The organism is Microbacterium sp. NPDC055455 (assembly GCF_053619935.1).
On the sequence record NZ_JBSHLB010000010.1, the window covers coordinates 73266 to 95081 of the forward strand.

Annotated in this window: 24 protein-coding genes and 1 pseudogene; 10 read left to right on the forward strand and 15 right to left on the reverse strand. The window is 70.5% G+C overall.

Features of this window, described 5'->3' with window-relative positions; genetic code table 11:
- On the forward strand, window positions 1-828 hold an 828-nt coding region (locus tag ACWGUG_RS18135; RefSeq protein WP_452325453.1), incomplete at its 5' end, for an alanine racemase C-terminal domain-containing protein.
- A 90-nt stretch (window positions 829-918) separates the two neighbouring features.
- The gene (locus ACWGUG_RS18140) at window positions 919-1620 is read left to right on the forward strand and encodes an IclR family transcriptional regulator (RefSeq protein WP_452325454.1); all 702 of its coding nucleotides are present in this window, start codon (window positions 919-921) and stop codon (window positions 1618-1620) included.
- 15 nt (window positions 1621-1635) lie between these two features.
- Here the strand turns inward: ACWGUG_RS18140 and ACWGUG_RS18145 are convergent, their stop codons facing one another.
- The gene (locus ACWGUG_RS18145) at window positions 1636-2391 is read right to left on the reverse strand and encodes an IclR family transcriptional regulator (protein WP_452325476.1); all 756 of its coding nucleotides are present in this window, start codon (window positions 2389-2391) and stop codon (window positions 1636-1638) included.
- 268 nt (window positions 2392-2659) lie between these two features.
- Between ACWGUG_RS18145 and ACWGUG_RS18150 the strand changes: the two genes are divergently transcribed.
- A complete protein-coding gene (locus ACWGUG_RS18150) occupies window positions 2660-3295 on the forward strand; it encodes a cyclase family protein (protein ID WP_452325455.1) in 636 nt (211 codons plus the stop codon).
- A 41-nt stretch (window positions 3296-3336) separates the two neighbouring features.
- On the opposite strand, the gene ACWGUG_RS18155 is transcribed toward ACWGUG_RS18150, so the two are convergent.
- The 4 genes from ACWGUG_RS18155 to ACWGUG_RS18170 all read right to left on the reverse strand — a co-directional run bounded on the left by ACWGUG_RS18155 (window position 3337) and on the right by ACWGUG_RS18170 (window position 4990).
- A complete protein-coding gene (locus tag ACWGUG_RS18155; protein ID WP_452325456.1) occupies window positions 3337-4053 on the reverse strand; it encodes a head GIN domain-containing protein in 717 nt (238 codons plus the stop codon).
- A 102-nt stretch (window positions 4054-4155) separates the two neighbouring features.
- The gene (locus tag ACWGUG_RS18160) at window positions 4156-4356 is read right to left on the reverse strand and encodes a hypothetical protein (RefSeq protein WP_452325457.1); all 201 of its coding nucleotides are present in this window, start codon (window positions 4354-4356) and stop codon (window positions 4156-4158) included.
- A 73-nt stretch (window positions 4357-4429) separates the two neighbouring features.
- The gene (locus tag ACWGUG_RS18165; protein ID WP_452325458.1) at window positions 4430-4744 is read right to left on the reverse strand and encodes a TraR/DksA family transcriptional regulator; all 315 of its coding nucleotides are present in this window, start codon (window positions 4742-4744) and stop codon (window positions 4430-4432) included.
- Between the two features lie 81 nt (window positions 4745-4825).
- The gene (locus ACWGUG_RS18170; protein WP_336398216.1) at window positions 4826-4990 is read right to left on the reverse strand and encodes a hypothetical protein; all 165 of its coding nucleotides are present in this window, start codon (window positions 4988-4990) and stop codon (window positions 4826-4828) included.
- Between the two features lie 137 nt (window positions 4991-5127).
- Here ACWGUG_RS18170 and ACWGUG_RS18175 point away from each other — a divergent pair, with 137 nt between their 5' ends.
- Window positions 5128-5262, forward strand: coding sequence for a hypothetical protein (locus ACWGUG_RS18175; RefSeq protein ID WP_452325459.1), 135 nt, complete (start codon window positions 5128-5130; stop codon window positions 5260-5262).
- A 61-nt stretch (window positions 5263-5323) separates the two neighbouring features.
- On the opposite strand, the gene ACWGUG_RS18180 is transcribed toward ACWGUG_RS18175, so the two are convergent.
- Both ACWGUG_RS18180 and aztA read right to left on the reverse strand, forming a co-directional pair.
- Complete coding sequence (locus ACWGUG_RS18180; RefSeq protein WP_452325460.1) at window positions 5324-6586, reverse strand: DUF2254 domain-containing protein; 1263 nt, start codon at window positions 6584-6586, stop codon at window positions 5324-5326.
- Between the two features lie 36 nt (window positions 6587-6622).
- Complete coding sequence (gene aztA, locus ACWGUG_RS18185; RefSeq protein ID WP_452325461.1) at window positions 6623-7387, reverse strand: zinc ABC transporter ATP-binding protein AztA; 765 nt, start codon at window positions 7385-7387, stop codon at window positions 6623-6625.
- Window positions 7388-7515: 128 nt separating this feature from the next.
- Between aztA and ACWGUG_RS18190 the strand changes: the two are divergent.
- From ACWGUG_RS18190 to ACWGUG_RS18215, 6 genes and pseudogenes are all read left to right on the forward strand, one after another.
- Window positions 7516-7890, forward strand: a pseudogene (locus ACWGUG_RS18190) (metal ABC transporter permease); the annotation flags it as partial.
- Window positions 7796-8287 (forward strand): metal ABC transporter permease, encoded by a 492-nt coding sequence (locus ACWGUG_RS18195; RefSeq protein WP_452325477.1) that lies wholly within the window; start codon window positions 7796-7798, stop codon window positions 8285-8287. The pseudogene ACWGUG_RS18190 and the gene ACWGUG_RS18195, both read left to right, overlap by 95 nt.
- Window positions 8288-8343: 56 nt before the next feature.
- Window positions 8344-9576, forward strand: coding sequence for an ABC transporter (locus ACWGUG_RS18200; RefSeq protein ID WP_452325478.1), 1233 nt, complete (start codon window positions 8344-8346; stop codon window positions 9574-9576).
- Window positions 9573-10484 carry a zinc ABC transporter substrate-binding protein AztC gene (gene aztC, locus ACWGUG_RS18205; protein ID WP_452325462.1) on the forward strand — a complete coding sequence of 304 codons (912 nt, stop codon included), beginning with the start codon at window positions 9573-9575 and terminating at the stop codon, window positions 10482-10484. Before ACWGUG_RS18200 ends, aztC begins: the two co-directional genes overlap by 4 nt.
- A gap of 26 nt (window positions 10485-10510) precedes the next feature.
- A complete protein-coding gene (aztD, locus tag ACWGUG_RS18210; protein ID WP_452325463.1) occupies window positions 10511-11722 on the forward strand; it encodes a zinc metallochaperone AztD in 1212 nt (403 codons plus the stop codon).
- A 150-nt stretch (window positions 11723-11872) separates the two neighbouring features.
- Entirely contained in the window at window positions 11873-12925 is a 1053-nt protein-coding gene (locus ACWGUG_RS18215; RefSeq protein ID WP_452325464.1) for a DUF4185 domain-containing protein, read from the forward strand.
- Between the two features lie 49 nt (window positions 12926-12974).
- Here ACWGUG_RS18215 and ACWGUG_RS18220 read toward each other — a convergent pair whose 3' ends face one another.
- From ACWGUG_RS18220 to ACWGUG_RS18255, 8 genes are all read right to left on the reverse strand, one after another.
- Window positions 12975-13922: a DUF4432 family protein gene (locus ACWGUG_RS18220; RefSeq protein ID WP_452325465.1), complete on the reverse strand. Its 948-nt coding sequence runs from the start codon at window positions 13920-13922 to the stop codon at window positions 12975-12977.
- A gap of 1 nt (window position 13923) precedes the next feature.
- The gene (locus ACWGUG_RS18225; protein WP_452325466.1) at window positions 13924-14790 is read right to left on the reverse strand and encodes an SMP-30/gluconolactonase/LRE family protein; all 867 of its coding nucleotides are present in this window, start codon (window positions 14788-14790) and stop codon (window positions 13924-13926) included.
- 55 nt (window positions 14791-14845) lie between these two features.
- A complete protein-coding gene (locus ACWGUG_RS18230) occupies window positions 14846-15898 on the reverse strand; it encodes a mannonate dehydratase (protein ID WP_452325467.1) in 1053 nt (350 codons plus the stop codon).
- Window positions 15895-16749 carry an SDR family NAD(P)-dependent oxidoreductase gene (locus ACWGUG_RS18235; RefSeq protein ID WP_452325468.1) on the reverse strand — a complete coding sequence of 285 codons (855 nt, stop codon included), beginning with the start codon at window positions 16747-16749 and terminating at the stop codon, window positions 15895-15897. The genes ACWGUG_RS18230 and ACWGUG_RS18235 overlap by 4 nt, the downstream gene beginning before the upstream one ends.
- 32 nt (window positions 16750-16781) lie before the next feature.
- The gene (locus ACWGUG_RS18240; protein WP_452325469.1) at window positions 16782-17957 is read right to left on the reverse strand and encodes a lipase; all 1176 of its coding nucleotides are present in this window, start codon (window positions 17955-17957) and stop codon (window positions 16782-16784) included.
- A complete protein-coding gene (locus ACWGUG_RS18245) occupies window positions 17954-20083 on the reverse strand; it encodes a hypothetical protein (RefSeq protein ID WP_452325470.1) in 2130 nt (709 codons plus the stop codon). Before ACWGUG_RS18245 ends, ACWGUG_RS18240 begins: the two co-directional genes overlap by 4 nt.
- A gap of 10 nt (window positions 20084-20093) precedes the next feature.
- Complete coding sequence (locus ACWGUG_RS18250) at window positions 20094-20909, reverse strand: carbohydrate ABC transporter permease (protein WP_452325471.1); 816 nt, start codon at window positions 20907-20909, stop codon at window positions 20094-20096.
- Between the two features lie 2 nt (window positions 20910-20911).
- A partial coding sequence (locus ACWGUG_RS18255; protein WP_452325472.1) for a carbohydrate ABC transporter permease occupies window positions 20912-21816 on the reverse strand: 905 nt, incomplete at its 5' end.

Here is a 21816-nt window from a genome sequence, read left to right on the forward strand (position 1 = left end):
GATCACGCGCGTGTCGTGATCGCCGCCGCCCACTCGCTCGGGCGTCCAGTCCGCGTCCACCTCTCCCTCAACTCCACGGGCCTGAGTCGAGATGGAATGGACTGGGGCGACCCTCGGTCGCAGCCTCACCTGCGACGCATCGCCGCGAGCCCTGAGCTCGCCGTCGTCGGTATCTGCTCGCACTTCCCCTGCGAAGACGCCGATGATGTGCGCGACGGCGCCCTCACCTTCCGGAATCAGGCCGGCGCGGCCGAGCGGGTGCTGGGTGCTCCGCGCGACCGATTCGAGAAGCACTGCGCCACCTCGTACGCGGCGCTGACCATCCCCGACTCGCGCATGGACATGGTCCGAATCGGTGCCGCGCTCTACGGCGACACGTCAGCCGCGGTCCCGGTATTGCGTCCGGCTATGAGGCTGATGTCGCGCATCGCGGCGATCAACCCTTACCCGGCGGGCAGCACGGTCGGATACGACAGGGCCGCACGCATCGATCGCGCCAGCCGGTTGGCCGTCGTACCCGTCGGCTACGCCGACGGGTACCCGCGCACGCTGGGCGGCCGGGCGCACGTTCTCGTCCACGGCGCCTTCGCACCGGTGATCGATCGGCTGGCCATGAACAGTCTGGTGATCGACGTGACCCAGGTGCCGTCGGCTCAGGTCGGCGACGAGGTGGTACTTTACGGGCGGCAGGGATCCGCACAGATCCGTTCCGCCGACATCGAACGGGCAAGCGGAACCATCGCCGCCGGCTCGTACACTGCGTGGGGTCGGCTGAATCCGCGCGTCGTCGTCGACGTGCCGGCTTCCGAAGCGGTTCCCACCGGGTGACCGGCCCCTCGTCCATCGGCCCAGAAAGCACCCCCGATCATGAGCGCCCCGTCCTCACTCCTCCAGGGTCTCGCGCTGCTTGACGCGGCGGTGGCGCAGGAGCGCTCGGGACGGCAAGGGCACAACGCCTCACGCCTCGCCGAGACCACCGGCATCGAGCGCAGTCGCGTCTCGCGCCTCACACGCGAGCTGCGAGAACTGGGCTACCTCGATCGCGACAACGCTGCGGTGCTCAAGGCGGGCGACGGCTACTTCCGCGCCGCCGGGGCCCTGAGCCGGCCGTGGCTCCGAGCGGCACGTGAGAGTCTGCGCGTGCTCGCCTCCACGTTCGGGGTTTCGGCGCAACTGGTCGCCGCCGAGGGGCCGGGCGCGATCCTGCTCCGTTCCGAGAAGGGCCCGGGCGTCTCCGCGGATTACCTGCGCCCCGGCATCCTGACCCCCATCTGGTGCACCGGACCCGGCAGGGCCCTCCTTTGGGACCACACGCGCGATGACCTCGAAGCGCTCCTCGCCGACGTGCAATTCGTCGGCGTCGGTGGTCCCGGCGCGGCAAGATCGATCGATCAGCTCCATCAGCTGCTCGAGCGGGACCGCAAGCTCGGCATTGTGGATGCGCACGAGGAATACGTCGAAGGCGTGCGGGACTTTGCGCTGCCGATCCGCGATCAGCGCGGCATCGTGGTGTCCATCGGCATCAGCATCGGCGGGCTCTCGGAGCGCCGTGCACGAGAACCCCAGACTGCGCTTCGCGACGCCTGCGCACGGCTGAGCCGGCTCATCCAGGAGTCGTGAGCAGCCCGCTCCGGGTCACTCGCCCCGAGCCTCGCCCGCGCCGAGCACCGCCGACAGTCGCTGTGCAGCGTCGACACACGCCGCTCCCAGAGCCTCCGACCTCGGCTCCAGGCGATGCCGTTCTCCCACGACCTGCAGGCCGGCGATGACTTCGCCCCGGAAGTCCCACACCGGCGCCGACACCGAGTACAGGCCCGGCTCGGCCTCCTCCGCCACGATCGCGTACCCCCTGGCCCGCGACTCCTTCAGGCGCTCCAGGAACTCATCGACCGAAGCGGCGGCGTTGGGACCGGCGCTGCGGAAGCTCGTGCGGCTGAACACACCGCGAACCTCCTCATCGGAGGCATCCCACAACACCGCCTGACCCGCGTCACTGCAGAACGCCGGATACGCGCGCCCGACCCACGAACCGATCAAGCGTGCGGCCGGCGGCACGCTCTCGACGATCGTGACCGTCGCATCACCCTCGAGGACTCCGAGGAAGCACGCCTCCCCCACGTCCGCTGAAAGCTCGTCGAGAATCGTGAGGCCCTCGCTGCGCAGACGCCTTTCGACCAGCTGCTCCGCCGAGGCGTACCAGCCCCACGCCAGTCGGTAGCGACCGTCGGGACCTCGCGAGACCAGCCGCTCCTCCGCCAGCGCGGCAAGGGTGCGGGAGACCTGCGATCGGTCGCGCTGCAGCGCTCGCGCAATGGCCTGCACGGATACGCCCTGCCCGCTCGCCGCGGACATTTCAGCTACGCAGGACACCACGTCCATCCCGCGGCCCATACTGGTCCGCTCGGGAGCGACCTCGTCACGCAGAGTCACAAGGAGAGGATATCGAGGTGGGCCGTTGCGGCTCGGCTCGCCAGGCGGGCGGTAGTCACACCGGGTCCATGTCGTCGCGGACGAATCGCGACGGCACCCGACTGACGCGCGATGACCCGCACGTCCGATGGGATGGCGGCTGAGCTCATACGCCTGGGTGCTCACGACACCATCGTGCCGTGGCCGAGGCTGGGTGCGGCGCGCGAGGAGGCAGAGGCATGATGAACGGATGCTGCGCGACCTGAGTCACCCGATCCACGACGGCATGATGGTCTACCCCGGCGACCCGGCGGTCGCCATCCGGCCGGCCCTCACGCTCTCGCACGACGGAGTCGCCGTCGCGCACCTCGACCTGGGTTCGCACACCGGCACCCACGTGGACGCGCCGGCGCACACCGTGCCAGGCGGCCGGACGATGGCCGACGTCGCGCTCGACGAGCTGCTCGCGGACGCGCTGCTGATCCGGGTCCGCGGCGTCGGCGACGGCGAGCGCTACGGGTGGGATGCCTTGACCGCAGACGGTGCGCTCCCCGAGACGCTGCCCGCGATCATCGTCATCGACACCGGCTGGGCGCAGTGGTTCGGGACGGATCGGGGGCTGCGGCATCCGTCACTGGATCCGTCCGCCGCACGAGAGCTGATGACGCGAGGGATGCGAGTGCTCGCGGTCGACACGCTGAGCCCCGACCTCACCGGGTCGGACGGCGGCTTTCCGGTGCACGACGTCGTGCTCGGCGGCGATGGGCTCATCGTCGAGAACGTGTGCGGGCTCGACGGCCTCCCCGCGCGGGTGCGGGTCGGGTTCTTCCCGCTACGGCTCGCAGGAGACGGCGCACCCGTGCGGGCAGTCGCGTTCGTCGACTGAGCACGCAACCCTCACCGTGTAGGCCGCGCCTCGACGCGCGTTCATCGGCGCACGACGTCCCCGGAACCCGACACGCGCAGGTCGGTACTCGGGTCACCGGAGTACGTCACCTGCCCGCTGCCCGAAAGGTCCACGGCGAGGCTCTCGCTCGCCGAGACGTCCACCTCACCCGATCCCGAAAGGGCGATGACGGCATCCCGCGCCTCGAGCTGTTCGGCGTCGACCGCGCCGCTCCCCTCCACGTCGACGGAGAGCTCGACGGCAGAACCCGTCAGCACGACGTCGCCCGAACCCGACAGCCGCACCTCGACGCGATCCGCGTCCAGCCCCGACCAGTCGACGTCACCCGAGCCGTCGAGGTCCAGCTGCACGGTGCCGTCCGTCGACACCGTCGCCTCGACATCGCCGGAGCCGTTCAACTCGATCAGCTCGAGCCGCGGCAGAGTCAATTCGTACCGCACGTCGCTGAACCCCATCGTGAGGCCGGGCTCGGCGGCCAGCACGAGGGTGTCGCCGTCCACCTCGGATGTGAGACGCTCGATCACGCCCTCCGGCGCGTGCACGGTGAGTGACGGCTCCCCCTCCGACACGACGACATCCCCGGAGGTGTCGAGCACCACCTGCGACACGTCGCCGATGTCCCGCTCCTCGGAGGTCATCGGCCCGACCGGGATCATCAGCGAGCACCCCGAGAGCGCGAGCGCGGACGCGGCGGTCACGAGAGCGACGCCGAGGGTGCGGCATCCGATTCTGTTCATCGCAGCTCGTTCCCTTCGTCGGCGACGAGGCGCCGCCACACAGTCAAGCCAGCGCCCGCCACGCGTCATGGGCCGAAGGTCCCCCGGCGCGCACCCGGGCGGTCAGCCGAGCGCGACGAAGCGAGCGGTCGTTCCGCGGAACGCCCGCGCCGGGCCGGCGTCCACGGCGCCCGCAGCACCGCCCCCGCTGGGCGGCCGCTCGGAGCCCCGATCGACGAGCCGGCGATGCACGACCGGACGGTCGCCGCGCGGATGCAGGATCCTGCCCGCGCGAGCGAGAACCCGGGCGGGAAGGGTCGTCATCGCAGCTTCTCCGTGATGAACCCCGGCGGCTCGAGCCACCGGCGGGAGGGATGGGATGGCGACGGGCTTGCGGTTACGCGGCTTCGGCATGGCTCTGACATTCGATGCAGGCGGCTGCGTACGGCAGTACTTCGAGCCGCGCGGGCGCGATCTGCCGACCGCACCGGGTGCAGCGGCCGTACGTGCCCTGGGTGATCCGATTCAGCGCCGCGGTGATCAGCTCGACGACCGCGCGGTGAGATGCCGCCGTCTGGTAGGCGACGGGGTCGACGCTCGGAAGCGCGAAAGGCTCGAGCTCGGCAAGGACGGCGAGCCGCTCCTCGAGCTGCCGCTCCAGCTCGCGCTGGAGGCCGGCAAGGGGGACGGACTCGGTGGCTTCGATGGACATCTGTGCTCCTCTGGGTACAAAAAAAGCGCCGCAGGTGCGACGCGCAGGGTGTCCGGTTCGGACCGATCGAAGGGACCGGTGCTACGGGGGCGCGACGCGACGGGTGGACTGCACGCGCAGTCCATCCGCGCCGCTCCGCCGGGGCGGCAGCACCTCGTGACGGGCGCCGGCGATGTCGGCCACTGCCGTCACCACGGAGGCGTCGGTGGGACGCTCCATGCGGTGCGGGCGGGCCATCGTGGTCATGGCCATCACCATAGCCCGGTTCCAGAAAAAGGCAAGTCAGCGGATTTTTCTGTCGCGAGTCGCACGAGTTGACTTTCCTGGGAAGACGGCTATGGTCAGGGGTTCACCCGCCAGCCGACCAGGGGAAGCGAGTCGTCATGTCAGACAGATCACCGCGAGCACGCGGCGCGAAGAAGGTCGCGCAGTCGTCGCTGAAGGAGAAGCGTGCCGAGAAGCGCGCGAGCGCGGAGTCACGGGCGTTCATCAAGCCACGCAAGGGCGCGTCCGGTTGACGAACGGCGCGGGCTCCTCGTCGTGAGGAGCCCGCGGCACCGCCCGGACCCGCCGCGCCGCCTACCGGGCGTCGCGGCGCTCCGCCATGGCGAGGGCGATCTGCGCGCGGACGGCCGGGACCCGCTCCACGGGCACCGCGTGCTCCAGGCGGCGCAGCACATCGAGCAGCACGTCGATGACATGCACGTTGCCGCGCGCGCTCTCGCGGATCTGATCGAACGACGCCGCGACGAAGTCGTCCCAGCCGGGACGGGCCACGATGATCCGGACGCCGCCACCCGGCGCCGTGCGCACCGGCGACGGGAACGCGCGCTGCCCGAGCCTCCCCAGCATGTCGCCGAGGTAGTACAGCGCATGCTCGGCCGTGGTGGGGTCGTTGATCCCGGGTGAGAGCGCTCGGAGCGCGATGTCGACCAGCTGCCGCACGTCGAAGAGCAGATCCTGCTCGGCAGAGCGGGTCGCGTCGATCACGACGGCCTTGCGGATCGCGCGCGTCGTCTCCGCGGCATCCGCCGGCGCACCGGCGACGGTCGCGAGCAGGTCGTCGTGCGCGACGAACGCTCCCACAGCAACCCGGATGCGCACGCGCGTGACTCCCTCGAGCTCAGCGTTCAGGAGCGCCGCATCGTCGATCGACCGGACGAACCCGGTCTCGGTGGACCGGATCTCCCAGTCCTCCCCCGCCGCGTCCTCGGCCGCATCCCCCGCCGCCGCATCCTCTGCCGCCGCTGGCTCGCCGACCATCGAGGGATAGAGGTGGTCCAGTCGTTCGAGCATCTCGTCGTGGATCTGCCGCTCCACGAGGTCGACCTGCAGCATCTGCGAGATGTGGTGGATGAACAGGATCAGCAGGCCCACGCACACGACCGCCAGCGCGATGGCGACCGAGACCGAGAGGGCGGGGACGAACCCGGACGCGCCCTCCTCGGGGCTGCGCACCTCCCGCAGCACCATCAGCGAGTAGACGAAGGTGCCGATGTAGGCGCCGAGCACGATCTGGTTGACGCGATCCCCCGTGAACCGGCGCATGACGCGAGGCGAGAACTGCGACGATGCCTGCTGCAGCGCGATCACCGTCAGCGAGAACGCGATGGAGATGACTGTGATGAGCGAACCGGCGATGGTCGACAGGACGCTGCGCGCGGCATCCGCCGTTCCGCCGAACAGCCACGGGACCGACGAGTGATCCAGGCCGCTCAGGCGGGCGTCGACACCGGTCAGAACGCCCGCGAGGATGAGGGCTGCCGCCACCGCGAGAGACGGGACGAACCAGAAGCTGCTCGAGATGTTCCGCCAGAGGTTCTGGAGCCGCCCGGTTCTCACGCTGTGCCCTCCGCTACGCGTCGTCGTGTGAGGAGGCTACTTCGATCGCTCGGAGTGCCGCAGTGGCTTGACAGGGCTCGCTTCCACTGCGGACCCCGCGCTCGCCGCCATCGCCTCCGACTCTGCAGCATCCCCGCCGTCGCCTACCCCACCCCGCGCGCCGACACGACCCGACTCCAGGCGGATGACGACATCCGCCGCGTCGATCACCGCGTCATCGTGACTGACGCACACCACGGCGACGCCGCGATCCGCCTCCGCTCTCATCGCCCGCACGATCCGCTCCGCACTGTCGACGTCGAGGGCACTCGTGGGTTCGTCGAGCAGCAGCGTGTCGGCCCCTCGCGCCAAGCCCTGCGCGAGGAGGGTCCGCTGCTGCTGGCCGCCGGACAGCGCCCCGAAAGCCGCTCGCTGCAGGCTGGTGAGCTCAAGTCGCTCGAGGGCGGCATCCACCGCTTCCCGCGCCGCGCGATCGAGCCGGCGCCAGGCGCCGACGCGGCCCCAGGCTCCCACGCTGACCACGTCTCGGACGGTGAGCGGCAGGGTCGGAGCGATGGCCGTCCGCTGTGGCACGAAGGCGCGTGACGCGGCGAGGATCTCGACGCTGCCGGCGCGCGGTGCGATCGTTCCGGCCAGCACCTCGAGCAGCGTCGACTTGCCCGCTCCGTTCGGGCCGGCGATCACCGTCAGCGCGCCCGCGGCCACCTCTACGTCGACGCCGAGCAGGGCGGGAGACCCGGCGTAGTCCACGCAGACCCCACGCAAGGACAGAGCCGCGACGGACGAGTTACGGAGGAACACCACGTCAGCCTAGCCGATTTTGAGAATCATTCTCATTAACGCTACGGTCGTCGCTCGTGCCCCTCATCATCGATCCGTTCGCGCTGGAGTTCGTCCAGCGTGCCCTCGTGGGCGGCTGCCTCGTGGCCGTGCTGTGCGGCGTCGTCGGCACCTGGGTCGTGGCCCGCGGCATGGCGTTCCTCGGCGAGGCGCTCGGCCACGGCATGCTCCCCGGCGTCGCCGTGGCGACCCTGCTCGGGGCGCCCGCGCTCCTCGGCGCCGCCGTCAGCGCGGTCGCGATGAGCCTCGGGATCGGAGCGCTGCAGCGGCGCGGCCGGCACTCGTACGACACCAGCATCGGCATGCTCTTCGTGGCCATGCTCGCTGCCGGCGTGATCGTCGTCTCGCACTCGGCGAGCTTCGCGACGGATGCCACGGCCATCCTCTTCGGCGACATCCTGGCGATCTCAGCCGACGACCTCGCGGTCCTCGCGTGGGCGACCGGGATCGGCGTCGTGGTCGCCGCCGCCGCTCACCGCTCACTCGTGGCGCTGGCGATCGCCGCGCGCGTCGCGGCCGTGCTTCGGGCTCCGGCCGAGACTCGCCCAGGCGACGCTGGTCGGCCTGGTCACGCTCGCCATCGTCTCGTCGTACCAGGCCGTGGGCTCGCTGCTCGTGGTGGGCCTGCTCATCGCGCCGGCGGTCGCCGCCGGTCATTGGACCCGCCGGCTGCCGTCCGCCATGGTCCTCGCGTGCGTCTTCGGCGTCGGCGCCGTCGTGCTCGGCCTGCTGCTGTCGTGGCACGCGGGCACCGCCGCCGGCGCCTCCATCGCCCTGACCGCGATCCTCCTCGCGGCCGCGTCGTGGGCCGGGCGCGGCCTCCACGACCGCACGCAAGCCGCCCAGGTGACGTACGCGTGACGCCCAGCCCGGTGGTCGCCCAGCCCGCCACCACCCCACGAAGGAACGAAGACCCCGTGCCCCACCGCTCCCGCCTCGCCGCGCGCACCGCGACGCTCACCTTCACCGCACTCGTCCTCACCGGCTGCGCCGGCGCCGGCGCCGGCGTGCCCGCCGCGAGTCCGGCATCCAGCGGGCACGGTGCCGTCGACGGCGCGACCGAGGTGAGCGAGCCGCCGCTCGCCCTGGTGACGATCGACCCGGACGGCCTCGTGCGTCAGCTCGACCTGCTCGACGAGACCGTGGCCGAGCTCGGCGAGGTGCCGTCCTCATCTCGGGCGAGCACCGACGGCCGCTACGTCTTCGCCGACAGCGGCGAGGGCGTCGCGGTCATCGACAGCGGCCGGTGGACCTGGGACCACGTCGACCACTTCCACTACTACCTCGCCGAACCGGCGATGCTCGGCGAGGTGCCGGGCCGAGGACCGGCCACCGTGGCGACGACCCTGTCGTCCACCACCGGCAGCACCGGCGTCTTCTTGGCCGGCAGCGGCGAAGCGGTGCTCCTCGATACCGCGGCGATGTCGCGGGGCGAGCTCGTCGAGCGTTTCCGCCTCGAGACCGACCCGCACGACGGCATGATCGTGCCGATCGGGTCGTACGCGCTCGTGACACAGCCGCAGGGCGGGGTCGCGGCATCCGTCACGGTCCTCGATGAGGACGGGGTGCCCGGCGCCACCGCCGACTGCACCCAGGCGCGGGGCACCGTCACGACGCGGGTCGGCGCGGTCATCGGATGCGCCGACGGTGCGCTGCTCGCGACCCTCGTCGAGGATCAGGTCCAGCTCGAGCGGATCCCGTATCCCGAGGTGTCGACCGCTCCCCCGGCCACGAAGCTCGCGGGACGCGGCGGCCGCCCCACCGTCGCGGGGACCGCGGGAGACCGGGCGATCTGGCTGCTGGACACCCGCGAGCGCAGCTGGACTCTGCTGCCCGTCGATCGGCCGATCGTGCAGGCGACGGCGATCGACGATGAGGCGCAGCACGTGCTCGCGCTCGGTGCGGACGGGCGGGTGCTCGTGATCGACGGTGCGACCGGGGCGCTGCTGTCGCAGACGGAACCGCTGGTCGCGGAATCGCTCGCGACGGATGCCGCCCACCCGACGCTCATCGCCGACCAGCCCCGCGCGTACCTCAACGGTTCCGCGGAGCACGTCGTGTACGAGATCGACTACGCCGACGCCGCCCGCATCTCGAGGACGTTCGAGACGCCGACGTCGCCCGCCCTGCTCGCGGAGACCGGCCGATGACCCGCCGGCGCGCCGGAGTGCTCGCCGCCCTGCTGAGCGCTGCGGTCGCGGCATCCGCCCTCTCCGCCTGCACGCCGACGGCCGACGATCGCCCGCTCGTCGTGGTGTCGACGAACATCCTCGGTGACGTCGTGGGCGAGCTCGCGGGCGACGACGTCGAGGTGATGACGCTCATGAGGCCGGATGCCGACCCGCATTCGTTCGAGATCTCGGCACAGGATGCCGCGCGCCTGCGCACCGCCGACCTGCTGGTGTCGAACGGCCTGGGCCTGGAAGAGGGGCTGCAGCAGCACCTCGACGCCGCCGCGGCCGAAGGGGTCGACAGGTTCGTCGCCGGCGAGTCGATCGACGTGCTCGACTACGCCACCGGCGACGCCGCGGGCACCCCCGACCCGCATTTCTGGACCGACCCGGCCCGCATGATCGACGTGGTGGAGGCGCTGGGCCCGCGCCTGTCGGAACTCCCGGGGGTGGATGACGCCGCGGTCGACGCCTATCTCGCGGAGCTCCGGCAGCTCGACGACGACATGTCGGCGGCGTTCGAGACGATTCCCGCCCCGCGCCGTGCGCTCGTCACGAACCACCACGTGTTCGGGTATCTCTCGGACCGCTTCGGGTTCCGCGTCGTGGGCGCCGCGATCCCGGGCGGCACGACACTCGCCGCGCCGAGCGCGTCCGACCTCGCCGACCTCGTGTCGGCGATCGAGGAGAACGACGTGGCCGCCGTGTTCGCCGAGTCGTCCTCGCCCGACCGCCTGATGCACGCCCTCGCGCAGGAGACCGACCTGCACGTCGAAGTCATCGAGCTGTACACCGAGTCGCTCACCGCCGAGGGCGGCGGTGCCGAGGACTACCTGACCATGATGCGCGAGAACACGCAGCGCATCGTCACCGGGCTCGCGCAATGAGCCCCCACCGAGAAAGAGGAACACCCATGCGCACACGCACGCTGCGTCGCGCCGGCCTGATCGCCGTCGCCGCCGGTGTCGTCGCGACCCTGGCGGCCTGTTCGTCGGCGCCATCCGCGTCCGTCGGCAGCGGCGCCCAGACGCCGTCGGCCACCGCTGCCGGGTCGCGGATCGCCGTCTCGTACGACGGCGGCATCGTCGTTCTCGACGGCGAGAGCCTCGAGCCGGTCGCCGACTTCACCGCCGAGGAGTTCACCCGGCTCAACCCGTCCGGCGACGGGCGCCACGTGTTCGTCACGATGAGCGAGGGCTTCCAGGTGCTCGACACCGCGGCGGGAAGCACGGACGATGCCGAGCTCACGGATCTGATCTTCGAGGCCGACGCCCCCGGCCACGTGGTCCGCCACGGCGGCAAGACGATCCTCTACGCCGATGGCACGAGCGACACGACGATCTTCGACACCGACGCGCTGCTCTCCTCCTCCGGCGAGCTGCCCGAGACCGAGACGATCCCGGGCGTGGAGGCCCACCACGGTGTCTCGGTCGTGCTCGAGGACGGCACCTTCCTCACCACGGTCGGCGACGCCGACGGACGCACCGGCATCTCGGCGAGCGACGAGTCCGGCGCGGTGATCGCCACGAGCGACGCCTGCCCCGGCGTGCACGGCGAAGGCACCGCGGCCGACGAGGCGGTCGTGTTCGGCTGCGAGAACGGCGCGCTGCTGTACCGCGACGGCGAGATCCTCAAGCTCGACGCCCCTGACCAGCCCTACGGCCGCATCGGCAACGCGTACGTGAGCGAGACGAGCCCGCTCGTCGTCGGCGATTACAAGAACGATCCGGATGCCGAGGGCTACCTCCTCGGTGCGGTCGCGGTCATCGACACCGAGGCCGGCACGCTCGAGGTGGTCGACCTTCCCGATGGCGTCGAGTACACGTTCCGCGACATCGCGCGCGGGCCCGAGGATCTCGCCTACATCCTCGCGACCGACGGCTCCGTGCACGTCTTCGACCCGGCCGCCGGCGAGATCGTCGACGCGTTCCCCGTCATCGAGGCGTGGGAGGGTCCCGCCGAGTGGCAAAATCCGCACCCCGCGATCGTCGTCGAGGGCGACATCGCCTACGTGACCGAGCCCGCCTCCGACGAGATCCACGCCGTCGATCTCACGACGGGCGAGATCGTGGCGACGGCCACCCTCGACATCACGCCGAACGAGATCGCCGTGGCGGCCGGCTGAGTCGGCTGAGGCGCAGCGGGGGCGCGCCTGATGGTTCGTCCCCGCTCGCCGGTCGGCTCAACCCACACGGCGCGAGTCGGGAGCGGCGCGCCGCTCTTGCGAACACGACCAGCCGATAGCCTGAGGGGGAGACACCGGGAGGCTCGTGCGATGGCGCTACGACCCAGCCCTCTGGTCGCGACGGTTCGCGACCTGGGCGTGCAGTTCAGTGACAACGACGTCGACATCACGGGGCAGGACGCGGTGACGTCGGTGATGCTGCCCAGAGACGACACCTTCTGGATCTTCGGCGACACCGTCGAGGGCCCGTTCGACACGATCCGGGGCTTCGAGCTGACCGAGGTGCTCTCGAACACGGGAGCGATCGTGCCGCTGCAGGATCTGTCCGACGGCGTGAAGACGTTCCGCTATCTCACCGAGCCGAGCGGCGAGCGAGCACGCCAGCTGATCGGCTTCATAGCCCCCGAGCACAAGTCGACCCAGCGGCTGTGGGCCATCCACGGGGTGCACACCGGCGGCAGCCTCTACCTGTACTACCACCGCATCACGATGGACCCGACACTCGACGTCTTCGAAACATTCACGCTCGACGGCATGGGCGTCGCCCGCGCGACCGGCCCGGACTACCGGTTCGATCGGCTTACCGCGCCAGACGGCAGTCATGAGTGGTGGAAGGGCGACGAGCCCGGGTTCGGTGTCTGGGTGCAGCCGCACGGGGAGCACCTGTATCTGTGGGGGTCGATCCAGCCGGAGTCGAAGTCGGCGGGTGACATGTACCTCGCGCGGGTGCGGCCCGAGCGGATCGAAGACCTGTCGGCGTTCGAGTACCTGGTGCAGGCACCGACCCTCGCCGAGCCCGATGCTCCGGTGCGATGGTCCGACACGTTCGCTCCGACGGCGTGCCTCTTCTCCGACGTCCCCAACGAGATGTCGTCTTCGTGGAATCCGTATCTCGGGTGCTTCATCTCCCTCACGACGTACCAGCGCGACAACATCCTGGTCATCCGCACCGCGCCCGAGCTCACCGGCCCGTGGAGCGAGCCCGAGGTCGTGTTCCGGCCCGAGCGAACCTCCGACGACGCCCTCTTCAACGCGGGCAAGGAGCATCCGGAGTTCGCGCGTGACGGCGGCAGGGTGACCTACATGACCTTCATCGACTCCACGGTGTACAAGCCTCACCTCATCGAGATCACGTTCGCGTGACCGGGTGAGGCTGGGTGCCCCGCCTCACCGATGCACGCACGCACGCTGGTCAGCCTGCCGCCAGCGCGAGAAGGGTGAGCGACGTGGTCATCGTGATGAGCCCGCCCGGCGCGATGCGGGTACCGGTGCCGCCACGGAGCAGCGGCGGCGTGCCACCCTCGCCCGGGATCACGTTCGCCGGCTCCACGGCGATCGCGTACAGGCGCCGGAACCACGGCCAGCCGCTGCCGGCATTCGCCTCGATCCACAACCACGCGTGCGGCAGGAGATTGCCGTCCCACTCGAGTCGGACGGCGACGCCCTTGGTCGGGCTGCAGAACGTCACCTCCGGCGTCTCGAACCCGGTGAGCGCGGCGAACAGCGACGCCCGGGAGCCGGGGCCGGGAAGACGGATGCTGCCGTGCACCGGTCCTGCCTCGAGCACATCGTCGGGTGCGCCGACGACATCCTTGCCGGCCAGACTGCCCGGGGCATCCGGGTCGGTCACGATCGTCGCCGCCGACGTGACGACATAGCTGCGGTCGTCGAGGAACGGCGCTCCGAAGGCAGGATGCTGCACGATCCGCGTCTCCACGGCGTCGGGTGAGAGGTTCTCGATGTCGTCGGTGATGGTCAGCGCGTTGCCGGCGACCGACACGCGACGGCGGAGCCGCAGCGGCGCGGTGAGCAGGTGCGTCTCGAGGTCGCAGGAATCTGCGTTCTGCGCCACGACGTCCCACGTCGCGAGGGACGCCTCGCCGTGGTAGCCATGGCGGGCTCCGTCGTGCGCGCGCTCGGGACCGGCATTGGGCACGAGCAACTGCCATCCACCGGGATAGCCGCGCAGCCACTCCGCCTGCGTGTCGGTCACCGACCCCGCCGCCGTCCCCACGCGTCGCGTGGGCGATTCCGCGAACAGCGGCGTGCCGGTGGCACGATCGACGACTTGGACGACGTCCGCCCCGCGCTCGGGCGTGACGATCGCGGTGAGCGCCTCGGATGTGAGGGAGATCGGCACGTCAGCCCCGGAACGCGGGGGTGGGAAGACCGACGGCGCCGAGTCCCTCGACCCGGAAGATCGAGCCGGCTCCGGCATCGGCAGCGGGGTCGAGCCGCGCCGCCGCGGACGTGACCCACAGCTCCTCCAGGCCGGGACCGACGAAGTTGCACGACGTGGTCTGCGGCGTCGGCAGTGCCACGCTGCGGACGAGGACGCCCTCGGGTGAGAACTCGTGAACGGCCGAGCCTCCGTAGGAGGCGACCCAGAGGTGCCCGCGGGCGTCGATGGCGAGCCCGTCGGGGAGCCCCTCGGGAACGTCGTCCGCGTCGACGAGCACCGACGCGTCGGAGGTGATCGCGCTGGACCCGGGATCGAAGCCGAAGCGCAGGATCCGCCGCGCCTGCGTCTCGACGAGGTAGAAGAGGCCGCCGTCCGGGCTCCACCCCATCCCGTTGGGGAGCGTCAGCCCGTCTCGCACGAGCGTCGGCTCCCAATTCTCGTCGAGTCGCCAGAGTCCGCCGCGGCCCTGTGCGAAGCCCATCTCGCAGCTCCCCGCCCAATAGCGGCCCGCCGGGTCGACCTTCGCATCGTTCATCCGGATCCCGTCGGGCAGGAGGTCCACCCGCCGGTCGACGACGCCGGCCGCGTCGAACCCGACGAACCCGCTCGCGACCGCGGCGATGGTGCCGCCATCCCGCCGAGGAGCCACGGCTCCCACCATCTCGGGGTACGTCACGGCGTCGGTGACGCCGGTGGCGAAGTCGGTGACCAGCATCTCTCCGCTGATGATGTCGACCCAGTGGACGGCGTTCCTGCGGGGATCCCAGATCGGGCCCTCTCCGCACTCAGCACGTCGCGACACGGCCAATGTCACGTGCACGGGCATGGCAGTCCTCCTCTCGTTCGGCGGGCGTCTCACTCGGCGGGCCGCACCCCGCCGGTCATGGCCTCGCTGCGGGGTGGCCGTAGGCGGATTGCTCCAGGCCCCTGATGTAGCCGATCGCGAAGAGCCGGCCGAGCGTCTCGTAGCCGGGTCGCCTGTTCTGCTCACCGGCCAGTGTCGGCACGTGGTCGGGGCGCATGGCACCCTCGAACCCGATCTCGAAGTAGGCCTCCATGCACGCCGGCATGTCGGTCTGGCCGGCGTCGTGGAAGGTCTCTTGGAAGTACTCCGGTGTCCCCTTCACGTCGCGGAAGTGCACGAACGGGATGCTCTCGGTGCCGAACTCGCGGATGAGGTCGGGGATCGAGGTGGTTCCGGCGAGCACCTCGGGCATCAGGGCGAAGTTGCCCTGGCAGAACGTCATGCCGTTGCTGGGCGAGGGGTGCACCGACAGCAGCCGCCGGAACGACTCCACCGAGCTCATGATGCGCGGCAGATTGCGGTCGATCGGCTGCGGCGGATCGTCCGGATGCATCGCCAGGCGCACGCCGGCCTCCTCCGCGACGGGTACGACCGCGTCGAGGAAGTACTTCAGCGCGGCCCACATCTGCTCGTGCGTCACCTCGCCGGGTCGCACCAGCGGTTCGCGCGCCTGGGCGACGGCGCGGTCGTAGGCCGTGACGTACGCACCGCCGCGGTCGGCGAGGGCGATGTCCGTGCGTCCCCAGCTGGACAGCGCCATCCAGTTGTAGGCGAGCGTGGGCACGCCGAGCCGGCCCATCGCCGTGATCTGGGTGATCACGGCGTCGATCTGCTCATCGCGCCCGTCGAGCCCGAGTCGGGCCTTGTCGATCGGAGCGGTGTCTTCGAGCGCGACGAGGGTGAAGCCGTGGTCTTCGTACGTCTCGATGTCGCGCCTCAGCGCCGACTCGCTCCACGGCACGTCGTCACGATCGTCGGGTCTCCAGCCACCGGCTCCCACAGAGGCGAACATGCGCTGGTCCTGCTCGGCGCCGTTGAGGATGCCGACGACGTCGTCCACACCGACCTGGCGGATGAGCTGCCACGACGCCTCGGGGCGCGGAGGGAGGAACTCGCTGAGCCTGATCATCGCGCTTCCCCTGCTCCCGTCTCATCGGTCCGGCCGGACGTGGTGGCGGGGAGGGTCGCCGCAAGGCGCGCCAGGAGCCCGCCGTCGACGCGCAACTCGGACCCGGTGATGAAGCCGGCGGCGTCGCTGGCGAGGAACGAGGCGGCTTCGCCGATCTCCTCGGGCCGGGCGACGCGTCCGAGGGCGTGCATCGTGCCCCATTCAGCGATGGTCCGCTCGACGCCCTCGGCGGTGCCGTCGGACCACTGCGCAGCCGAGGCGCGCAGCATCGGCGTGTCGACCGAACCCGGCGCGATCGCGTTGACCCGAACGCCGTGGGCCGCCTCGTCGACGGCCATGGCCCGGCAGAGTGCGTTCAGCGCGCCCTTGCTCGCGGTATACGCGACGACGCCCGTCTGCGTCGCAGTCGCCTGCACCGAGGAGACCACCGTGACCGTGCCTCGGGCCTCGCGGATGTGCGGCAGCGCTGCCCGCGCGGCGAGGAAGACACCCCGCACGTTCACGTCGAAGACCTCGTCCCAGGTCGAGATCGAGGTGTCGACTGCGTCGCCGTAGCGCTGTATCCCGGCAGCGGTGACGAGGTGGTCGAGCCGGCCGTAGGTCTCGATCGCTCGGGAGACGGCATCCGTGCACGTCCGCTCCACTTCGATCGGGCCGAAGCTGCCCACCGCCGACCCGCCCGCGTCGCGGACCATCGCCACCGTCTCGTCGACGAAGTCCTCGGTGAGTCCGTGGACGACCACGGCGGCTCCGCGCCGCGCCATCGTCAGCGCGACGCCGCGCCCGATCCCCTGCGAACCGCCGGTGACCAGCGCGACCTTGCCGTCGTGCACGCGTTCCGCACTGTCCATGAGCGTCCCTTCCGCATCATCGGGCGTCGCCGTCACGGCGATCCGACCGGTCCGTTCGCCATCATCGGCCGCAGCACCTGCGCGGCGAACCGCTCGCCGATGAGGGCCTGCACGTCGGGCCCTGGATGCAGGTTGTCCGGCAGCGGCATCCGCTCGGCGTCGATACCGCCGTACAAGGTCAGGCCGTCGACGTAGTGGAGGGTCGGATCCGTCTCGGATCGACGCCGGACGATATGGGCGAGCGCCGCGCGGATGGCGCACAGCGAGAGCTTTCCCGCCGCGACGTCCGATTCCGTCCCCCCGGCGATCGACCACTCGTAGGGCCGCGTCGGATCCTGCACGGTGGGACCCGCGGCGGCTTCGACCGGCTCGCAGTAGATCGGCGAGACGACGACGATCGGTGTCGACGGATGCCCCTCGCGGATCGTGTCGAGGAACCCGTCGACCGCGGGACGGAACGTGCGCATGCGCATCGCGTCGCCATTCACGAGGTTGATGCCGATCTTGAGGCTGATGAGGTCTGCCGGCTGATCACGGATGGTCCGAGCGGTGAAGGGATCGAGCATCGCGCTGCCCGAGAACGCCAGGTTCGTCAGCGCGACGCCGGTCGCGAGCGCGGCCACCACCGGCCACGTGCCGGTCGTGGAGTGCGCGCGGTACCCGTGGCTGATCGAGCTGCCGTGATGCACCCACCGGAACGTGTCGCGCTCCGTCGGCTGCGTGAAGGGCGCGTCCGCCCGTACAGCGAGGATCTCGACGGCATCGGTGAACGGCAGCCAGAGTTCGTAGTCGGCCGCGGCGGCATCCAGGCCGGCGAAGCGCACGCGAGACGGCGGCCCCTCGACGACGCGGCCGGAGGGATCGTCGAAGCTGAAGAGGTACCTCGTGCCTGCCACAGCGTCCGCCTCGGCGACGACCGCGCCCGCCGTCGTCAACGCGTAGCGACTGGGTGGCAGGGCGGATGCCTCCCCCGGCGCCATGCGCCGCGCCGACACGTCGAGCTCGATGGTCGTCGCCGCGGTGCGGAACGCCAGCCTCACGCCGGCGCTCTCGGCAGAGGTCTGCGCCATGAACGCATCGGGAACCTGGAGACGCGCCCACGTCGGCAGCCGGTGCGGCGTGAGCCCTCGCGGCATCCGCTCGACCTCCACGGCGCCGCGCAGCACGAGGTCGTCCAGAGCGATATCGCGAAGAGCCGGGCCGGTCATGTGCGGTCGACCACCCGGCCGTCGGCATGCACGTCGACGAGCCGGTCCCCGACCCGGAGGCCGCGCAGCACCGCCGTCGGATCCAATTCGGCGACGCAGCCGTCGACGGCACCGAGGCCGTCGAGACCGGGGACGGCGCCGAACAGCGATTCGATCACGAGCGCGACGTACGCGCCCGCCGACGAGCAGGCCCAGTCGTTGATGTACGGCAGCTGCGGCGGCGCCTTGCGCGCTCCTCCGTTGACGAGCGGCTGCGCTTCCTCGACGAAGTGGGCCTGCGCAGGCGGGCCCTGGTTCGCCGAGCGGGCGAGACCCGGAAGCCAGTCGAGCGCGACTCTCGGCTCACCGAGGGCGACGAGCGAGCGCGCCGCATCCGCGGGCCAGGCGGTGTACGCGCCGTTCCACTGGTGGTCGGGTCGCACGCTGTAGGACGCATCGGGATCCCACGGCGAGAGCGCGCGCAGCCACTCCGGCGTCTGCAGCTCACGCTGGAAGAACGCCACCATCTCGGCCCTCGTGGCTGCGTCGAGGTCGCCCGCGATGGTGGTGCCGACGATGTTGAAGTCGTAGCAGTGCCGCACCGGCAGACGCGAGCCGTCGGGCTGGCGCGCGGCGAAGAAGCCCTCCCCGGGCAGGTACAGCGTGCGCACTTCGGCGACGAGCTCGTCCGCCTCGGCGCGCAGCTCGGCTGCGCCGGCGGCGTCGCCGCGCGCATCCAGCACCTCCGCCGTCACGCGCAGGTTCCACACGTTCGCCGCGTTGAAACTCGCGACCTCGTGCGTGTACGAGCTCACGCACTCGAGCAGGTTCTCGATCTCGCCGTAGTCGGCGAGCGGCGACGATCGGCGGAGGCCCTGCCACGCCTGGGCCCAGAACCGCAGATGGTCCAGGACGCTGCGACCATCCTCCTGCTTCTCGTCGAGGAAGCCGGAGTCACCCGTGAATCGCACGTAATCGCGCACGAGCCGGGTCATCGCGTAGTCGTTCACCGAGTACCACTGGCCGACCGGACCTCCGGTGAGCGACGAGGTGCCGAACAGCGTGTGCGTGTCGCTCGCGATCCAGTGGGCGAGCTGACGTCGCATCGCGGCGGGGTCGAGCAGGGCGTGTGTCACCGAGCTCAGGCTGAAGTCCCAGATGAAGGTCGTCGTGGCCCAGTAGTTCGGCATCAGCGTGTCGTAACTGCGGCCGAGCACGTTCCCGCCGTAGTCGCGCCGCATGTAGATGACGCCGAGGATCCCCCACCAGTAGAGGCGGCGCAGCGGCTCCGACGTCGTCTCGAGCACCGGCAGGTGGCCCGAGAACTCGCTGTTACCCGGCGTCACGGCGGCCTGCAGCTGCGTGTTCCAGTACTGCTCGGATGCCGCGACCGCCCCCTCCACGTCACCGGCGACGGCGTCGAACACGGCGATCGCCTCGTCACGGCTGGTGGCGACGGCGTTCACGTAGCCGAGGCGTGCCTCACCGCCGGCCGCCACATCCAGCACGACCGTCACGTCGCCGCCGCGGCCCATCCCGCCGACGCCCACGGAGAACTGCTCCGACGTGGGCGCCACCCCGCTGAGGCGTGCGATGGCGGGAACGTCGACGCCCTGCACGCTCCACGCCGTCGCTGCGGCGTCCACGAACAGCAGTCGCGCGCCGTCGACGGATGCCTCGTTCCTGGCGTCGGGCGACTCGGCGGCGTTCCACGCCTGGTCACCTGCGACCACGCGCGCTGCCAGCGAGAGCATGAACTCCACCGAGCGGTCGGAACCACCGGTGTTGCGCACCCGCACGTCGATCGCGACGGCCGTCGTGCCGGGAACCGTAACCGTCGTGGTCTCGAGCTCGAGGCCTGGAAGCTCCGCGCGGCGCACCACGCGGTCGGGCCGCCACTCGTGCGTCACGGGTGCGCCGTAGGACTTGAAGATCCGGCCGTCGACGAAGGCCACTGCCGTCGTCGCGAGCGCCTGCGACACCGGCGGGAACTGCACGGCGGTCAGCGACGTCAGGTCGTGGTCGATGCGCACCGTGCCGAGGTGATTGGTCAGCCCCGACGGCGCGATCATGTCGTCGTAGTGGTGGGTGATCGGGTCGGCGGCAAGGTCCGCGACGGTCGGGATGGGGGACGTGCGCGTCTGCAAGACGTAACTCCTAGTACTGGCCGAGCGCCAGGCCGCGGGCGAAGAACTTCTGGGTGAACAGGAACAGGATGACGGTCGGCAGCGAGACGAGCACGGCCGCCGCCAGGACTGTCGAGATCTGGGCGCCGCCGTACGTGCTCTGCATGCCCGCGAGCGTCGTCACGATCGGCCGGACGTCGTCGGACTGGGTGAGCGTGAGCCCGAGCAGCAGATCGTTCCAGATGAAGGTCGCCTGCAGGATGAAGATCGCCACGAGCGCGCTGGAGGCGATCGGCAGGTAGACCCGCGAGAAGATCCGCCAGGTGGTCGCGCCATCGAGCACCGCGGCCTCGAACACGCTGTGCGCGACGCCGGTGAAGAAGTTGCGCATCACGAACGCCGAGAACGGGATCGAGATCGCGGTGTACACGATGATCATGCCGACGTGGGTGTCGTACAGCCCGACACGGGAATACGCGTCGAACAGCGGGAGCAGGATCATCTGCAGCGGGAACACGGTGCCGCCGAAGATCACCACGAACCACAAAAAGCCTCGCTTGAGCCGGAGGGCGACGATCGCGAAGCCGGCGGCGGCGCCGACGAGCACCGCGACGATCGGCGACACGAACGCGTAGATCAGGGTGGCGACGATGCTGTCGCTGAGTCCCGAGAGCTGCATCGCCTCGGCGATGTTCGAGAACAGCGCGAACTCGCCGGAGGGAATCCACGCCTCTTTCGAGGTGAAGGTCAGCGGCGACTTGCTCGCATTGACCAGCAGCAGGTACACCGGCAGCAGCCAGAAGAGGCCCAGGACGACGAGTGCGGAAGTGCGGAGGATTCTCGACATGGTCACATCTCGTGCTTCTGGGAGAGCTGCTGGCGCAGGTAGAGGATCGATGCGATCAGCGTGACGACCGAGAGGAACACCGCGATCGCCGAGCCGAGCCCGTAGTCGCTGTTGACGAACGTCTCGCGGTACATCGTGAGCGCGAGCGTCTCGGACGCGCGGCCAGGGCCGCCCTTCGTCATCGACAGCACGATGTCGAAGGTCTTGAGACTCGCGACGATCGAGAGGCCGACCACGACCGCGGTGAGCGGGCGCAGCATCGGCCAGAGGATGCTTCCGAACAGACGGATGCCGGTGGCCCCGTCGACGCGGGCAGCCTCAAGCGGCTCCTTGGGGATCGACTGGAGGCCGATCGTGAACAGCAGCGCGTTCACGCCGACGCCCTGCCACGACGACGCGAGGATCATGACGACCGTGTTGAGGGGAGCGTCCACCAGCCAGCGCGGCGGGTCGGTGACGCCGAACACCGCGAGCGCCTGGTCGAGCGCGCCGTTGGCCGAGAGGATGAACGACCAGATGACGCCGACGCCGATGCCCGAGATCGCATACGGGAGGAGGAAGGGCAGTCGCAGCCAGACGCCTCCCGGCAGGTTCCAGGTGAGCAGCGCCAGCATGAGGCCGACGCCGACCGGGATCAGCAGCGTGCCTGCCACCCACAGCAGGGTGTTCATCAGTGAACCGACGAACGCCGGGTCCTCGAACATCTCGACGTAGTTGTCGAAGCCGACCCACTCGGGGTCCCCGAGGCCGTTGTACTCGGTGAAGCTGAGGAACGTGGTCCACAGCAGGGGAAGGTAGAGAAGGACGGCGACCAGGAACACGCCCGGGGCGATGAAGCCCCGGGCGGATCCCTGGTACGCCGCCTTCCGGCCCCGGCGGGCCGGGCGGCGGGGGGTCTCATCGAGAC

Excerpts from the sequence above, each read along its gene's own strand:
- ACWGUG_RS18145 (WP_452325476.1), bottom strand. The coding sequence starts at position 2,391 with ATGGGCCGCGGGATGGACGTGGTGTCCTGCGTAGCTGAAATGTCCGCG.
- ACWGUG_RS18150 (WP_452325455.1), top strand. The coding sequence starts at position 2,660 with ATGCTGCGCGACCTGAGTCACCCGATCCACGACGGCATGATGGTCTAC.
- ACWGUG_RS18155 (WP_452325456.1), bottom strand. The coding sequence starts at position 4,053 with ATGAACAGAATCGGATGCCGCACCCTCGGCGTCGCTCTCGTGACCGCC.
- ACWGUG_RS18160 (WP_452325457.1), bottom strand. The coding sequence starts at position 4,356 with ATGACGACCCTTCCCGCCCGGGTTCTCGCTCGCGCGGGCAGGATCCTG.
- ACWGUG_RS18165 (WP_452325458.1), bottom strand. The coding sequence starts at position 4,744 with ATGTCCATCGAAGCCACCGAGTCCGTCCCCCTTGCCGGCCTCCAGCGC.
- ACWGUG_RS18170 (WP_336398216.1), bottom strand. The coding sequence starts at position 4,990 with ATGACCACGATGGCCCGCCCGCACCGCATGGAGCGTCCCACCGACGCC.
- ACWGUG_RS18175 (WP_452325459.1), top strand. The coding sequence starts at position 5,128 with ATGTCAGACAGATCACCGCGAGCACGCGGCGCGAAGAAGGTCGCGCAG.
- ACWGUG_RS18195 (WP_452325477.1), top strand. The coding sequence starts at position 7,796 with ATGCCACGGCCATCCTCTTCGGCGACATCCTGGCGATCTCAGCCGACG.
- aztC (WP_452325462.1), top strand. The coding sequence starts at position 9,573 with ATGACCCGCCGGCGCGCCGGAGTGCTCGCCGCCCTGCTGAGCGCTGCG.
- aztD (WP_452325463.1), top strand. The coding sequence starts at position 10,511 with ATGCGCACACGCACGCTGCGTCGCGCCGGCCTGATCGCCGTCGCCGCC.
- ACWGUG_RS18215 (WP_452325464.1), top strand. The coding sequence starts at position 11,873 with ATGGCGCTACGACCCAGCCCTCTGGTCGCGACGGTTCGCGACCTGGGC.
- ACWGUG_RS18225 (WP_452325466.1), bottom strand. The coding sequence starts at position 14,790 with ATGCCCGTGCACGTGACATTGGCCGTGTCGCGACGTGCTGAGTGCGGA.
- ACWGUG_RS18230 (WP_452325467.1), bottom strand. The coding sequence starts at position 15,898 with ATGATCAGGCTCAGCGAGTTCCTCCCTCCGCGCCCCGAGGCGTCGTGG.
- ACWGUG_RS18235 (WP_452325468.1), bottom strand. The coding sequence starts at position 16,749 with ATGGACAGTGCGGAACGCGTGCACGACGGCAAGGTCGCGCTGGTCACC.
- ACWGUG_RS18240 (WP_452325469.1), bottom strand. The coding sequence starts at position 17,957 with ATGACCGGCCCGGCTCTTCGCGATATCGCTCTGGACGACCTCGTGCTG.
- ACWGUG_RS18250 (WP_452325471.1), bottom strand. The coding sequence starts at position 20,909 with ATGTCGAGAATCCTCCGCACTTCCGCACTCGTCGTCCTGGGCCTCTTC.